The 13555-nt window shown below is 75.1% G+C and carries 15 protein-coding genes; 9 read left to right on the top strand and 6 right to left on the bottom strand.

The annotated features are described in order from the left end of the window. Positions 1–4: 4 nt before the first annotated feature. Positions 5–1960, bottom strand: coding sequence for a glycoside hydrolase family 5 protein (locus tag OG556_RS30595; RefSeq protein WP_371521806.1), 1956 nt, complete (start codon positions 1958–1960; stop codon positions 5–7). A gap of 145 nt (positions 1961–2105) precedes the next feature. Here OG556_RS30595 and OG556_RS30600 point away from each other — a divergent pair, with 145 nt between their 5' ends. Genes OG556_RS30600 through OG556_RS30610 form a run of 3 tightly spaced genes read left to right on the top strand, consistent with a single transcriptional unit; the run spans position 2106 to position 4352 of the window. Further along, the gene (locus tag OG556_RS30600) at positions 2106–2630 is read left to right on the top strand and encodes a MarR family winged helix-turn-helix transcriptional regulator (RefSeq protein WP_371521808.1); all 525 of its coding nucleotides are present in this window, start codon (positions 2106–2108) and stop codon (positions 2628–2630) included. Continuing rightward, positions 2627–3496, top strand: a complete 870-nt coding sequence (locus OG556_RS30605; protein ID WP_371521810.1) for an ABC transporter ATP-binding protein — start codon at positions 2627–2629, stop codon at positions 3494–3496. Before OG556_RS30600 ends, OG556_RS30605 begins: the two co-directional genes overlap by 4 nt. Beyond that, a complete protein-coding gene (locus tag OG556_RS30610) occupies positions 3456–4352 on the top strand; it encodes an ABC transporter permease (RefSeq protein ID WP_371521812.1) in 897 nt (298 codons plus the stop codon). Before OG556_RS30605 ends, OG556_RS30610 begins: the two co-directional genes overlap by 41 nt. A gap of 30 nt (positions 4353–4382) precedes the next feature. On the opposite strand, the gene OG556_RS30615 is transcribed toward OG556_RS30610, so the two are convergent. Then, positions 4383–5141 carry an alpha/beta hydrolase gene (locus OG556_RS30615; protein ID WP_371521814.1) on the bottom strand — a complete coding sequence of 253 codons (759 nt, stop codon included), beginning with the start codon at positions 5139–5141 and terminating at the stop codon, positions 4383–4385. Positions 5142–5341: 200 nt separating this feature from the next. Between OG556_RS30615 and OG556_RS30620 the strand changes: the two genes are divergently transcribed. Further along, positions 5342–6163 carry a hypothetical protein gene (locus OG556_RS30620; protein WP_371521816.1) on the top strand — a complete coding sequence of 274 codons (822 nt, stop codon included), beginning with the start codon at positions 5342–5344 and terminating at the stop codon, positions 6161–6163. A gap of 19 nt (positions 6164–6182) precedes the next feature. Here the strand turns inward: OG556_RS30620 and OG556_RS30625 are convergent, their stop codons facing one another. Then, the gene (locus tag OG556_RS30625) at positions 6183–6536 is read right to left on the bottom strand and encodes a DUF6401 family natural product biosynthesis protein (protein WP_371521818.1); all 354 of its coding nucleotides are present in this window, start codon (positions 6534–6536) and stop codon (positions 6183–6185) included. Positions 6537–6678: 142 nt separating this feature from the next. On the opposite strand from OG556_RS30625, the gene OG556_RS30630 reads away from it, so the two are divergent. The 5 genes from OG556_RS30630 to OG556_RS30650 all read left to right on the top strand — a co-directional run bounded on the left by OG556_RS30630 (position 6679) and on the right by OG556_RS30650 (position 11090). Next, positions 6679–7605: an LLM class F420-dependent oxidoreductase gene (locus tag OG556_RS30630; protein ID WP_371521820.1), complete on the top strand. Its 927-nt coding sequence runs from the start codon at positions 6679–6681 to the stop codon at positions 7603–7605. A gap of 77 nt (positions 7606–7682) precedes the next feature. Further along, complete coding sequence (locus OG556_RS30635) at positions 7683–8393, top strand: AAA family ATPase (RefSeq protein WP_371521822.1); 711 nt, start codon at positions 7683–7685, stop codon at positions 8391–8393. 77 nt (positions 8394–8470) lie between these two features. Next, entirely contained in the window at positions 8471–9529 is a 1059-nt protein-coding gene (locus tag OG556_RS30640; RefSeq protein ID WP_371521824.1) for a zinc metalloprotease, read from the top strand. Between the two features lie 205 nt (positions 9530–9734). Then, positions 9735–10190: a universal stress protein gene (locus OG556_RS30645; RefSeq protein ID WP_371521826.1), complete on the top strand. Its 456-nt coding sequence runs from the start codon at positions 9735–9737 to the stop codon at positions 10188–10190. A 42-nt stretch (positions 10191–10232) separates the two neighbouring features. Next, positions 10233–11090 carry a DNA-formamidopyrimidine glycosylase family protein gene (locus OG556_RS30650; protein WP_371521828.1) on the top strand — a complete coding sequence of 286 codons (858 nt, stop codon included), beginning with the start codon at positions 10233–10235 and terminating at the stop codon, positions 11088–11090. On the opposite strand, the gene OG556_RS30655 is transcribed toward OG556_RS30650, so the two are convergent. From OG556_RS30655 to OG556_RS30665, 3 genes are all read right to left on the bottom strand, one after another. Continuing rightward, positions 11038–11673 (bottom strand): uridine kinase, encoded by a 636-nt coding sequence (locus tag OG556_RS30655; RefSeq protein WP_371521830.1) that lies wholly within the window; start codon positions 11671–11673, stop codon positions 11038–11040. The two genes, OG556_RS30650 and OG556_RS30655, sit on opposite strands and share 53 nt — an antisense overlap. Positions 11674–11723: 50 nt before the next feature. Further along, positions 11724–13022, bottom strand: a complete 1299-nt coding sequence (locus tag OG556_RS30660; protein WP_371521832.1) for a PQQ-binding-like beta-propeller repeat protein — start codon at positions 13020–13022, stop codon at positions 11724–11726. A 128-nt stretch (positions 13023–13150) separates the two neighbouring features. Further along, entirely contained in the window at positions 13151–13480 is a 330-nt protein-coding gene (locus tag OG556_RS30665) for a DUF4326 domain-containing protein (protein WP_371521834.1), read from the bottom strand. Between the last annotated feature and the right edge of the window lie 75 nt (positions 13481–13555).

A 13555-nucleotide genomic window follows, 5' to 3' on the forward strand; every position in this document is an offset into this window, starting at 1 on the left:
GGCGTCAGGCCAGCGGACGGCAGAGCAGCGCGTCCGGGACGCCGGCGTGCAGCCAGCGCCAGGTGAAGGCGACCCCAGCGACGTACTCGTTCGAGGCGCACTGCCCCTTGTAGGCCCCGGGCGCCCAGTCGCTGGCCGCCGAGTCGGCGCCGGTGGTGGCCGGGGGCCGGTTGTCGCCGTGGTCGAACCAGAGCACCCGGTTCGCCCCGGCGGGCGGCGCGGCCGCGGGGGCGCAGAGCAGGGCGGCCATCGCGTCGGCGCGGACGCTGTAGCCGACCGCGAACCGGCCGTCCGGGCACTGGAGTTTGTCGTAGCCGGGCGCCCAGTCGCCGCCGGTGACGTAGCGCTCGTCCGTGACGGTCGTCCAGGCGTCCGGCCCGGTGGCGGGCTGCCCGGCGTCGGTGCACAGGCCGCGGCCGTCACCGCGGCCGAGGCCGATCAGGCGCTGGCCGTCCGGGCAGTTCCCCTTGCGGTTGCCGCTGCTCCAGTCGGGCAGGGCCAGCATCCGCCGGGAGGCGTTCTGGTCGGCGTGGTCGAGGTCGAGCAGGTTCCAGCGGGCGGTGGCCGGCACCCGGCCGGTGTACCCGGGGGCGGCGACCAGCCGGTTCCAGTACGCGGCGCGCCAGTCGCCCGGGTCCTCGACGCTCAGCCGCCGGCCCGCCCGGTCGTAGTGGAGCAGTGCCCAACTGTCCTGCGGTACGCCGTCGTTGTGCCACCCGACCAGCGGCCAGACGGCGAAGTCGGTGTCGTGCTCGGCCAGGATCGCGGTGAAGCGGTCGAACCAGGCCTGCTCCTTGGCGTCGGTCGGGCCCCGACCACCGGCGCCGAACTCGCTGATCCAGACGGGGGCGGTGAAGTGCTGCCCGGCGCGGGTGACGAAGAGCGCCTCCTCGTCCACCACGGCGGCGAGTTGACTCGACGTCAGGTCCTGGTAGCGGGGATCGCCGGTGGCGCCGGGGCCGCTGCCCGCGCCGGTGTTGGCCGAGCCGGTGTACCCGTAGAAGTGCGCCGAGTAGACCAGCTTGCCCGAGTCGATCAGGGTGTGGGAGAGCGTGGCCACCGGCTTGAGCATCGGACGGCCGTGCGGCAGGCCCGCCAGCGGGACGCCCTGCCAGTTGATGCCCTCCATGATGATCAGCAGGTCGGGGGCGGCCTGGAGGATCCGGTTGCCCGCCTCCTCGAAGGCGGCGTACGTGTCGTGGGCGTCGCCCAGGCCCCAGTTGGGGTCGTCCCAGGTGTCGCGGCGGACCTCGTTGCGCAGGTCGGCGCCGACCACGCGCTTGTTGGCCCGGTACCGGTTCACCATGAACAGCCAGTCCTGCTCCCACGTCTCGGTGGACTGGCCGCTGTTCCACCGCTCGTTGCCGTCCAGGCCGCAGCAGAACCGGTACCCGGTGGTGTGGTTGTTGAGGATCACCGCGAACCCGTCGGCGGTGAGCGCCGCCACCACCGCGTCGTACACCTGCAGCGGGGTGCTGCCGCGCAGCCCGGGGTTGGCGGCGACGGCGGCGTCCGGGACGGCGGCGGTGTCCCGGATCATCGCGTCCGCGAACGGCAGCCGGACGCTGTTCAGCCCGAGGCTGTGGAAGCCCGCCATGATCTCGGACAGTGGCGCCCGGTCGAGGCCGAGCGGCAGGTTGTACGAGACCTGGCCGGCCTGGTTGTTCGCCGGATCGGTGGTCGGGCCGCTGCCCTGCCACGTGCCCTGCGCGCCGGACCAGTTGCCGGACTTCAGCTTGAACCGGTCGCCCGACGCGTCGACGACGTACCGCCCCCGGGTGCTGAGCGGCCCCGCCCAGGAGGCCGCCAACTGTGCGCCGCTGAGCGGCACCGGGGCGGCGGTGGCGGCGCTGTCGGTGGCGACGGCCGGGGCGGCGTCAGCGGCAGTGGCCGCCGGCGCAACGAGCAACGCGGACAGCGCCGTTGCCGCGGACAGCACGCGGAGCGCGAGTCTTCTCATGATGGTCCCCAGCGGTGAGGGTGGGTGGGTGTCCGTACACGGTCACCCGGGATCCTGGCATAGCCGCGCCCCGCCCGGCAGTCCTCCGGTCCACCCCGTCCGCCCTCTGGACGAATACCTCTCACTGAGAGCTAAAATCGGGGGTATGAGTGCGACACCGGAAACGCTCGCCCCCGCACCGGCCGCCGGCCTCCCGGCGACCCCCGATCCCGACGTGGCCGACGAACTCTCCGCCCTGCTGGTCGGCATCCAGCGCCTGGTCCGCCGCCGACTGCGGCAGGGACTCACCGAGCCGAGGCTGCGCGGAGCGCAGGTCGAACTGCTCCGCCTGGTGACGGACACCCCCGGACTGCGGGTGTCCGACGCGGCCGAGGAGCTGTGCCTCGCCGGCAACTCGGTCTCCACCCTGGTCAACCAGCTGGTCGCGCTGCGGCTGCTGCGCCGGGAGGTGGACCCGGCCGACCGCCGGGCCGCCCTGCTGTACGCCACCGACGAGGCCGTCGAACGGCTCGCGGTCTGGCGGGCCCGGCGCGCGGCGCTGGTGGGGGAGGTGGTGGCCGGGCTGCCCGCCGACTCCCGCGCGGCCCTGGCCGCCGCGGTGCCCGCGCTGCGCGAGGTGGCGACGGGCCTGCGCACCCGGCCCGGTGAGCCGGGGGAGGAGGAGCGATGACGTTCCCGGAGGACGGCGGTGCCGCGGCGGTGGTCTGCCGCGGCCTGGAGTACACCTTCCACCACGGGCGCGGGAAGGGCGCCGGCACCAAGGCCGTCGACGGTGTCGACCTGACCGTGCGCACCGGCGAGGTGTTCGGCCTGCTCGGCCCCAACGGCGCCGGCAAGACCACCACGATCCGGGCGATCACCACCCTGCTCCCGGTCCGCGCCGGCATGGTGCGGGTCTTCGGCCACGACCCCGCCCGGCAGCGGATGGAGGTCCGCCGGCTGCTCGGCTACGTGCCGCAGCAGCTCTCCGCGGACGGCGGGCTGACCGGTCGGGAGAACGTCGCGCTGTTCGCCCGCGTCTTCGACGTGTCGCACGGCGAGCGGCGCGAGCGGGTCGCCCAGGCGCTGGCCGCCGTCGGCCTCGCCGATGCGGCCGACCGGATGGCCGGGACCTACTCCGGCGGCATGGTCCGCCGGCTGGAGCTCGCCCAGGCCCTGGTCAGCGCCCCGCGCCTGCTGGTGATGGACGAGCCGACCATCGGCCTGGACCCGATCGCCCGCACCGGCGTCTGGGAGTGCGTCGAGGCGGTCCGCCAGGCCACCGGGATGACCGTGCTGGTCACCACCCACTACATGGACGAGGCCGACCGCTACTGCGACCGGATCGCCCTGATGGACCGAGGCCGGATCCGCGCGCTCGGCACCACCGAGGAGCTGAAGACCGTGGTCCGCGCGCAGGATCCGCAGCTCACCGACCCCAGTCTGGACGACGTGTTCCGCCACTTCGCGGGCCGCGAGCTGGCCCCCGGCGAGGCCCCGGAAGGAGAGTTCAGCGATGTCCGCCGTACCCGCCGCACCGCCTCCCGCGTCGGCTGAGCCCCCGGGCCCCGCCGCCGCTGCCCCTGCCACTGCGACCGCCGCCCGTCCCGACCTCGGCCTGCTGCTGGTCCCCCCGCGCGCCCGCACCGGCTGGCGGCTGGTGCCCGCCCGGACGCTGGCGATGTGCACCGTCGAGCTGCAGAAGCTGCGCCACGACCGCACCGAGCTCTACACCCGGGCTGTGCAGCCCGCGCTGTGGCTGCTGATCTTCGGGGAGACCTTCACCCGGCTCAAGGCCATCCCCACCGGCGGCATCCCCTACCTGGACTTCCTCGCCCCCGGGATCATCGCCCAGTCCGCCATGTTCATCGCGATCTTCTACGGCATCATGATCATCTGGGAACGGGACTCCGGGGTGCTCACCAAACTGCTGGTCACCCCCACCCCGCGCGCCGCGCTGGTGACCGGCAAGGCCTTCGCCGCCGGGGTGAAGGCGGTGATCCAGGCCGTCGTCGTGGTGGTGATCGCCGCCCTGCTCGGAGTCGCGATGACCTGGAACCCGCTGCGGCTGCTCGGGGTCGTGGTCGTCGTGCTGCTCGGCTCGGCGTTCTTCTCCTGCCTCTCGATGACCATCGCCGGCATCGTGCTCACCCGCGACCGGCTGATGGGCATCGGCCAGGCGATCACCATGCCGCTCTTCTTCGGCTCCAACGCCCTCTACCCGGTGGACCTGATGCCGGGCTGGCTCCAGGTGGTCAGCCGGGCCAACCCGCTCAGCTACCAGGTCGACGCCCTGCGCGGCCTGCTGATCGGCACCCGCGCCCACCTCCCGCTCGACTTCGCCGTCCTGACCCTGGCCACCGTGCTCGGCATCACCGCGGCCTCCGCCCTCCTCGGCCGCCTGGCCCGCTGACGCCCGCGCCGCCGCCGGGCTGCACGGGGGTCAGCCGCGCGGCTGGCGGGGCAGGGCGAGGGTGAGGGCCTCGGGGGAGGCGGGCGGGAGGGCGAGGGCGGAGACGGTCTCGGCGGGGAGCGGGCGCAGGCCGAGCAGGGCGGTGGCCAGGCGGGTGGTGGCCCGGTGCCAGTCGGGGATGCGCTGGAGCATGGCGTGGCCGCTGCCGGTGACGGTGTAGCCGCAGACGCGGGCGCCGGCGGCCCGGCTGCGGGCGCCGAAGGCCCGGGTCTCGGCGGGCGGGGTGACCTTGTCGCGGTCGCCGTGCAGCAGCAGCACGTCCCGTCCGGCCAGCTGCTCGCACGGGTCCTCGGCCGGGCACCAGGGGGCGAGGGCGACCAGGCCGGTGACGGCCGGGTGGCCGCCGGCCCGCAGGGCCGCGCGCCCGCCCATCGAGTGCCCGATCAGGACGGTCGGCACCTCGCCCAGCTCCCGGGCCAGCTCGTCGAGGGCGGCGAGGGCGTCCAGCGCGGCGTCGGCGCGCTGCCCGTTCCAGCCCCGGTGGCGGTAGCGGACGGTGCCGACGGCCACGTCGGCGCCGGCGGTGTCCTTGGCGAGGGAGCGCAGGAAGCCGTGCATCCGCAGCAGCGGCAGGTTGACCGGACCGGGCCGGGAGAGGTTGTGCTCCTCGCCGCCGTGCAGCACCAGGACGGCGGCGCGCGGCGCCTCGGGCCGCACCCGCCAGCGCAGTGCCGGGTGCCCGGCCGTGCTGCCGGTCGTCGTGCCGCCGTCCACCGTGTCGCTGCTCACACCCGCACCGTCCCGTCCCGTCCCGCCCCCGTCCCGTGCCCTTGAACATCACTTTACGCGGGGCGTCTACGGGCCCGTTTCACCCGGGGGGAGCAGCCCGGGGACCAGGCGCGCGCGGACCGGGCGGGGTGCTGCTATCCACGAAGGGTGGGGGGCCGCGCGCGCCGCTCGTGGCGCCGCGTCACCGAGTGGAGGACTCCGTGGCTCAGCAGCTCGCACTCTCCGTGGACTTCGGATCGGGTTTCACCGACGCCTGGTCCAAGATCGCGAAATTCATCCCGCAGTTCATCGCCTTCCTGGCGATCCTGGTCATCGGCTGGATCGTGGCGAAGGCGATCGCCAAGGTCCTGGACCGCGTGCTGCGCAAGGTCGGCTCGGAACGGGTCGCCGAGCGGGCCGGGATGGCCCGCCACCTGAGCGGGTCGAACTACGACATGACCGGCATCATCTGCAAGATCGTCTACTACGCGATCCTGCTGATGGTGCTGCAACTGGCGTTCGGCGTCTTCGGCCCGAACCCGATCAGCGTGATGATCCACAGCATCGTCGCCTGGCTGCCCAGGGGCATCGTGGCGGTCGCGATCGTGGTGGTCGCGATGGCCATCGCCAACGGCGTCCGCGACATCGTGCGCAACGCGCTCGCCGGCGCTTCGTACGGCCGGACGGTCGCCACGATCGCCTGGGCGTTCATCGTCGCGCTGGGCGTGATCGCGGCGCTCGGCCAGGCCGGGATCGCCACCGCGATCACCGGACCGGTGCTGATCGCGGTGCTCGCCACGATCGCCGGTGTGCTGGTGGTGGGCGTCGGCGGCGGCCTGATCCTGCCGATGCGCCAGCGCTGGGAGCGCTGGCTGGGCCACGCCGAGCAGGAGAGCGCCAAACTGCGCGGCAACGCCTACCAGGCGGGCCGGGCGGACGTGCTGGCCAACCAGCCGGCCCGGCCGACCACCCAGGCCGCTCCGGGCACCACCCCGCCGCCGCCCGGCATCGACCCGGGCCGCCCGGGCGACCGGCCGAGCTAGGCGGCGACCCGCAGCGGGTTCAGGCCCGCAGCAGGCCCTGCTCGCGCACCAGCCAGCAGATCGCGGTCAGCCGGTGCACCGCGTAGTCGTACCCCACCGGCTCCCGCCAGCCGATCTCGGTGAGCGCGTCCAGGAAGCCGAGCGCGTAGTCCGACAGTTCCTCACGGTCCAGGGGCCGGGGCGCCAGCTCCGGCCCCTGTGCGTACAGCAGTTCGCGCAGCATCGCGACGTGCTGGTCGACCATCGCGACGAAGCCGGGCTCGAAGGCGAACTCGGCCAGCCGTGGCGTGAACGCGGCGACGATGCCGGGCAGCGGGCAGCCGGCCGGCTCGTGGGGGGAGCGCCGGAAGGACTCGTCGGGGGTGGCGAACATCCGTCCACGGTAGGCGAGCGGGTCGGCCGGACCGGCGGCTCGTGACGGTTCCGTGCTGAGACCTTGGCCACCTTCTGGAGCTTCGGCGGCTTGGCCGGTTCTCTGCGCCGATCCGCCGGTGGTCTGTACCAGAATGGTCCGCATGGATCTCCGCATCTTCACCGAACCGCAGCAGGGCGCGAGCTACGACACCCTCCTGGCGGTCGCCCGGGCCGCCGAGGACCTGGGTGCCTTCAGTGCCTTCTTCCGCTCCGACCACTACCTGAAGATGGGCGACGTCGACGGCCTGCCCGGGCCGACCGACGCCTGGATCACCCTGGCCGGCCTCGCCCGCGACACCCGCACCATCCGCCTCGGCACCCTGATGACCGCCGCCACCTTCCGCCTGCCCGGCGTCACCGCGATCCAGGTCGCCCAGGTGGACGCGATGAGCGGCGGCCGGGTCGAGTTCGGCCTCGGCGCCGGCTGGTACGAGGCCGAGCACGCCGCCTACGGCATCCCCTTCCCGAAGGAGAAGTTCGGGCGGCTGGAGGAGCAGCTGGCGATCATCACCGGCCTGTGGAACACCAAGCTCGGCGACACCTTCGACTTCGCCGGCGAGTACTACACGCTGACCGACTCGCCGGCGCTGCCCAAGCCGGCCCAGGACCGGATCCCGGTGCTGGTCGGCGGGCTCGGCCCGAAGCGGACCCCGGCGCTGGCCGCCCGCTTCGCCGACGAGTTCAACCTGCCGTTCGCCTCGGTGGAGGACAGCGCCGCCCAGTTCGGCCGGGTCAAGGCCGCCGTCGAGCAGGCCGGGCGCTCGGCCGGCGACCTGGTGTACTCCAACGCCCTGGTGGCCTGCGTCGGCCGCGACGACGCCGAGGTGGCCCGCCGGGCGGCCGTGATCGGCCGGGACGTGGACGAGCTGAAGGCCAACGGCCTGGCCGGCACCCCGGACGAGGTCGCCGAGAAGATCGGCCGGTACGCGGCCGTCGGCAGCGAGCGGGTCTACCTGCAGATCCTGGACCTGGACGACCTCGACCACCTGGAGCTCATCGCCTCCCGGGTCGCCCCCCAGCTCGGCTGACCCGCCCGCACGGCACGACCTGATCCGGCACCGGCCGGCCGGGCCCGGAGACCACCGCTCTTTACTCGCTCTTGGGAATGCGTAATGCTCCGAGGGAGGGAACGGCGCGGGGAGGACCGGTGACCAGGACGAGAACGGCGGAGGCGGCGGCACCCCGGGTGCCGCCGCCCCCTGGACGGGGCCCCGCCGCCGCCCCGCAGGCCGTACGGGTGCAGCCCGGCCTGCACGACCTGCGGACCGGCCCCGCCCCGGCGGCGCTGCACTACCCCGCCGGCGACCTGCTGGTCGTCTCCGGGCTGCCCGGCAGCGGCAAGAGCACCCTGATGCGCCGCTGCGTGCGCGCTCCGCTGGTCGACTCCCAGCTGGTCCGCGAGGAGTACGCGGCCAGGCTGCCCGGCCGCCTCCCGTACGCCCTCTACCGCCCGCTGGCGCGGATCGCGCACTACCGGCGGCTGCGGCGCGCGGTGCTGGCCGGCGGGCCGCTCGCCGTCCACGACTGCGGCTCGCTGTCCTGGGTGCGGCTCTGGCTGACCCGCACCGCCGCCCGGCAGGGCCGCCGGGTGCACCTGCTGCTGCTGGACGCCGAACCGGCCGAGGCGCGGGAGGGCCAGCAGAGCCGGGGGCAGAGCGTCTCCCGCTACGCCTTCCTCCGGCACCGGGCCTCCGTCGACCGGCTGCGGCGCCGGCTCACCGGGGCCGGACGGCCGCCGGAGGGCTGTGCGTCGGCCGTGGTACTCGACCGGGCCGCCGCGCGCGCCCTGCGGGAGATCGTCTTCGCCGCGTCGTAGTCTCGGCGGGTCCGCGCCGAGCCGGGCGGGCCCGGGGCGCGGCCGACAATCCGCCAACTCCCTTGTCAGGAGCGCAGATGCGCCGTACTGCCCGGGTACGCTCGCGTGCCCCCCGTCTGTTCCCCTGGGCCGCCGCGCTGGTCGCGGTCGCCGGTCTCGGCCAGCTCGCCGCCCCGGCCCCGCACTCCGCCGCCGCGACCCGGATCTCCGCCGCCGCGGCCGCCGTGACCGCGGCCTGTGCGGGCTCCGACTCCGACTCCGACTCCGACTCCGACGCCGCCGCCGCCGACGCCGCCGCCGCCGCCGTCGACGCCGCCGTCGACGCCGCCGCCCGCAAGCCGGCCGGCGGCCAGGCCGGGCCTGACCCGAACGCCGTCACCGCCGCCGAGGCCCGGGCGATGCAGGCGGACCTCGACGACCGGCTCGCCCGGCTCTCCTCCGCCCACGCCCGGATCGGCGCCCCGACGACGGTGCCGGTCTACGTCCACGTGATCCACGCCGGTGACACCGGCCGGCTCGACGGGGGCGTCGTCGCCGCCCAGATCGACCACCTCAACGCGACCTACGGCGGCCAGGGCGACGGCAACACCCCCAGCCAGTTCCACTTCGAGCTGGCCGGCACCGACTACACCGACAACGCCTCCTGGTACGACGGCATCACCCCCGGCTCCGGGGCCGAGGCGGCGATGAAGAACGCGCTGCGCAAGGGTGACGCGGGCACCCTCAACCTCTACACCGCCAAGCTCGGCCAGTCCCTGCTCGGCTGGTCGACCTTCCCGGGCGCCTACCGCTCGAACCCCGCCGACGACGGCGTGGTCGTCCTGGACGCCTCCCTGCCGGGCGGCGCCGCCGCCCACTACAACGAGGGCAGCAGCGCCACCCACGAGATCGGCCACTGGCTGGGCCTCTTCCACACCTTCCAGGGCGGCTGCCTGCCCCCGGGCGACTACGTGGACGACACCCCGCCCGAGCGCACCCCCGCCTACGGCTGCCCCGAGGGCCGTCACACCTGCACCGGGCCCGGCCTGGACCCGATCCACAACTTCATGGACTACAGCTACGACTCCTGCATGAGCCAGTTCACCCCCGGCCAGGTCCAGCGGATGGCCGACTCCTGGGCCGCTTACCGGAGTTGATCCGTCAGGGCTCGTCCGACGCCCGGGCATAGCCGCAGAACCGCAGGACCACGGAACCGCAGAACCACAGATCGTTCAGGCCCGTTGCCATCGATCTGAATGCAAAACGCCGATCACGGCGTGGCAAATACCGACAACACGCCCGATTTGATCTATGTTCAGGGTGTCGGGACCGAGCAGGAACTGAGCGCCAAGGAGTAACGCCATGAGTGCCAACCCCCGGATCGTCGTCGGCGTGGACGGCTCGCCCGCCTCGGAGCAGGCGCTGCGCTGGGCGGTCGACTACGCACGGGCCGTCGGCGGGACCATCACCGCGATCGCCGCCTGGGAGTACCCGGCGTTCTACGGCTGGGCCGCGCCGAACGTGCCGTCCGCCGAGGTCTTCAACCCCGAGGAACTGGCCGGCAAGACCCTCTCCGACACCGTCGTCAGGGTCGTCGGCGACGACCCGGGCGTGCGGATCAGCGAGAGCGTGATGCCCGGCAACGCCGCCCAGGCCCTGCTGGAGGCCGCCAAGGGCGCCGCACTGCTCGTCGTCGGCAGCCGCGGCCTCGGCGGCTTCTCCGGCGTGCTGCTCGGCTCGGTCAGCCGCCACCTCACCGAGCACGCGCCCTGCCCGGTCGTCGTCGTCCGGGAGGGCCAGGTGGCCGAGGCCGAGTAGCGCGCGGCCCCGCCGGGCCGCCGCGCGGTGGAGGATGGAGGCATGCCAGAAGGTGACTCCGTCTACCGCGCGGCGGCCCGGCTGCACGAGGCCCTCGCCGGGCAGGTGCTGACCAGCGCCGACCTGCGGGTGCCCGCGCACGCCACCGCCGTCCTCGCCGGCCGCCGGGTGCTGGAGGTCGCCCCGCGCGGCAAGCACCTGCTCACCCGCCTCGAAGGCGGCCTCACCCTGCACACCCATTTGCGGATGGACGGCCGTTGGGAGGTCTACCGGCCCGGCGAGCGCTGGTCCGGCGGCCCCGCCTGGCAGATCCGTGCCGTCCTCGGCACCGAGCGGGGCACCGCCGTCGGCTACCGGCTGCCCGTCGTCGACCTGCTGCGCACCGCCGACGAGCAACGCGCCGTCGGCCACCTCGGACCCGACCTGCTCGGCCCCGACTGGGACCCGGTGGAGGCCGTCCGTCGACTGCTCGCCCACCCCGGCCGCCCGCTCGCCGAGGCGCTGCTCGACCAGCGCAACCTCGCCGGCATCGGCAACGTCTACGCCGCCGAACTCTGCTACCTGGCCGGCGTCACCCCGTGGACCGAGGTCGGCCAACTCCCGCGCCCCGACCGGCTGGTGGAGCGGGCCCGGGAGCTCCTCGACGCCAACCGGCTGCGCCCCGGCCACATCACCACCGGCGACACCCGGCGCGGCCACCAGCACTGGGTCTACGGCCGGGCCGGCCGCCCCTGCCCGCGCTGCGGCACCCTCGTCCGGACCGCCCGCCAGGGCACGCCCCCGCAGGACCGGGTGGCGTACTGGTGCCCCTACTGCCAGCGCGGCCCGGCCCCCGCCGGTACGGGCGTCAGGTCCGCTCGACCAGAGCCGGGTGACGCGGGTCGTCCACCCGGACGGTGATGTCGGCGGCCTCGGCCGGGCCGGTCTCCGCCTCGTAGCGGGCGAAGGCGGGCAGCGTCCACTGCTGGTCGGCGGGCGTGCGACGGGCCAGGGCGGTCGGGGTGAGCGCGAGGTGGACGGCCAGCTCCAGCGGCAGCCAGCGGCCGAGCAGCAGCGCGCCGTCCAGCAACAGCACGCCGCCGGGCGGCAGTTCGGCGTACGCGGCGCGGGTCGAGCGGTCCGTCACCGGGTCGCGCAGCGAGGGCAGGACGCGGCCGCTGGCACCGGGCTCCAGCGGGTCCAGCACCTCGCGCAGCAGGGCGCGGTCGTCCAGCCAGAGGTCGTGGAAGGCGTCCGCGTCCTGGTGGCCGTACTCCAGCCGGATCGAGGCCGGGCGCAGGAAGCCCGCCGCCGACACCCGCAGCGCGGGGCGGCCGCGCAGCCGCAGCGGCTCCACCAGGGCGTCGGCGAGCACGTCGGGGCGGGCGGCGGGTGCGCCGTCCACCGCGACCCGCAGCCACCGGTCACCGGCGCCGGGCAGCGCGGCGATGCGGTCGGCGAGCACGTCGGCCAGCCGCTCGGGGGAGATCGGGTGCACCTGCATCAGGCCATCCTGTCGTGGCGTCGTGGCGTCGTGGCTGTGGTGCCGGGCGGTCAGGTGAGCGGGAGGGCGTGCAGCACGTCGTCGTGGCCGGCGTAGAGGTGGTTCGCGTCGGCCGCGAGCGACCAGACGTCCTTGCCGGGGCCCGAGTCGAGGAACGTCCAGCGCGGCGTGCCGCTCGCGGTGTCGATCGCGCACACCCCGGCGGCCGCCGGGCCGGGGACGAACAGCGTGCCGCCGACCACCAGCGGATGGCTGCGGCGGTCCAGCAGGAACGGCAGCCGGTAGGCCCACTGCCGTGCGCCGGTGACCGCGTCGTGCCCGGTGACCAGGCCGTTGTCGCGGGCCAGGTAGACCCGCGGGCCGTCGGAGACCGCGGGCATCGCCCGCCACGACTCGCCCCGAGCGGGGGAGACCGTCCAGGCCGGCTCGCCGCCGGGGCGCAGCGCGCGGACGCCGCCGGACCCGTCGGGGACGTAGACGTGCACCGGGCCGCCGACGCACCAGCCCAGGTCCCCGGCGCCGGGGGCCGTCCACAGCTCCCGGCCGTCGGCGGCGTCCCGGACCACCAGCTCGCTGCCGTTGCCCAGGTTGCGCAGGCACGGAAGGCGGCCGCCGGGCGTGGTGACCGGGGTGAACGGCTGCTCGTTCCGGTCGGTGGGGAGGTGCCACAGCATCGAGCGGTCGGCGACCCGGACGGCGAAGAGCCGGCCGTTCGGCGTCGAGCTCTCCCGTGACCAGTCCCAGACGTAGCCGTACAGGGTGCCGTCGTCGAAGCCGGACAGCTCGACGGAGCCTTCCAGGTCGTCGGGCAGCGGCAGGCTCCAGTCGGCGGCGGGGTCGCCGAGGTGGCGGGCGTCCAGGTGGCCCGGGGAGGTGGTGAAGAGCCGGTCCGGCCCGAGCACCGCCTTGCCCGGCACCTCCAGGTCGCTCGGCCAGTTCCCGCGCGGCCGGTCGAGGGTGAGCAGCCGCGCCGCCTCGCCGGTGGCCGGATCCAGGACCTGGAGCCCGGCCCGGGACAGGAACACCGGCCGGGTCGGCAGGCCGGTCAGCCGCTCCGGGGTCATCGCCTCCGGCCCCCGGTACGTCCACAGCGGGGTCGGTCCGGACAGTGCGGTCGGCCGCGGCTTCGGCGCCGGCGCCGGCTGGTCCGCACCCGAACGGCCGAACGCCCACACCGCCGCGCCCGCCGCCAGCAGCCCGGCCCCCGCCAGTAGCCCGCGCCGGCTCAGCCGCGGCCCGTCCCCGCCCCCGCCGACCACGTCCACGGGCTCCCGCGCGGCGCCGTCCGCCTCCCCGTCCCACTGCCACGAGGCCTCGCGCACGGGCCCCTCGGACGACGGCGACTGCATACCGGCTCCCACCTCCCCCATGGCGCCCCGCGCGCCACCACTCGCCCGGAGGATATCGAACAGCCCCCGAACCACCCGAAACCCCGACCCGGGGCGCAACGGTCCGCAGGAGCGGAGGCGCGCGCCCGTCAGTGGTGCGGGGGGTGGTCGGCGAGGTCGGCGAGGACGTCGGCGTGGCAGGGGAGCGGGGCGCACCAGCAGCCGAGGCGGTGGCCGCGCAGGGGCGGGACGAGGGCGAGCAGGTCGGGGCGGGCGAGGAGGTAGGCGCGGTAGTCGGCGACCATCTGCTCGCGGGTGAGGTCGGGGCCGGGGCGGTAGGGGCAGTGCAGCGGGGATTCGGGCAGGTGCCAGCCGCCGCGGTGCATGGCGCGGCCGACGTAGACGACGTCGGCGCAGGAGGGGTCGTCGCGGTGGCCCTTGAGGTTGACCACGGTGGTGCGGCCGGAGGTGGTCGGCATGCCGTCCATGCTGGCGCAACCGGGGCCGACGGGCACCCGGGGCCCCTGGGCGCTCGCCTTGACACGCCCCGGGGC

This window comes from Kitasatospora sp. NBC_01300 (genome assembly GCF_041435235.1).
Taxonomy (GTDB): domain Bacteria; phylum Actinomycetota; class Actinomycetes; order Streptomycetales; family Streptomycetaceae; genus Kitasatospora.

Coding starts and splice junctions, on each gene's coding strand:
- OG556_RS30595 (WP_371521806.1), bottom strand. CDS start 1,960: ATGAGAAGACTCGCGCTCCGCGTGCTGTCCGCGGCAACGGCGCTGTCC.
- OG556_RS30600 (WP_371521808.1), top strand. CDS start 2,106: ATGAGTGCGACACCGGAAACGCTCGCCCCCGCACCGGCCGCCGGCCTC.
- OG556_RS30605 (WP_371521810.1), top strand. CDS start 2,627: ATGACGTTCCCGGAGGACGGCGGTGCCGCGGCGGTGGTCTGCCGCGGC.
- OG556_RS30610 (WP_371521812.1), top strand. CDS start 3,456: ATGTCCGCCGTACCCGCCGCACCGCCTCCCGCGTCGGCTGAGCCCCCG.
- OG556_RS30625 (WP_371521818.1), bottom strand. CDS start 6,536: ATGTTCGCCACCCCCGACGAGTCCTTCCGGCGCTCCCCCCACGAGCCG.
- OG556_RS30630 (WP_371521820.1), top strand. CDS start 6,679: ATGGATCTCCGCATCTTCACCGAACCGCAGCAGGGCGCGAGCTACGAC.
- OG556_RS30635 (WP_371521822.1), top strand. CDS start 7,683: ATGCGTAATGCTCCGAGGGAGGGAACGGCGCGGGGAGGACCGGTGACC.
- OG556_RS30640 (WP_371521824.1), top strand. CDS start 8,471: ATGCGCCGTACTGCCCGGGTACGCTCGCGTGCCCCCCGTCTGTTCCCC.
- OG556_RS30645 (WP_371521826.1), top strand. CDS start 9,735: ATGAGTGCCAACCCCCGGATCGTCGTCGGCGTGGACGGCTCGCCCGCC.
- OG556_RS30650 (WP_371521828.1), top strand. CDS start 10,233: ATGCCAGAAGGTGACTCCGTCTACCGCGCGGCGGCCCGGCTGCACGAG.
- OG556_RS30655 (WP_371521830.1), bottom strand. CDS start 11,673: ATGCAGGTGCACCCGATCTCCCCCGAGCGGCTGGCCGACGTGCTCGCC.
- OG556_RS30660 (WP_371521832.1), bottom strand. CDS start 13,022: ATGCAGTCGCCGTCGTCCGAGGGGCCCGTGCGCGAGGCCTCGTGGCAG.
- OG556_RS30665 (WP_371521834.1), bottom strand. CDS start 13,480: ATGCCGACCACCTCCGGCCGCACCACCGTGGTCAACCTCAAGGGCCAC.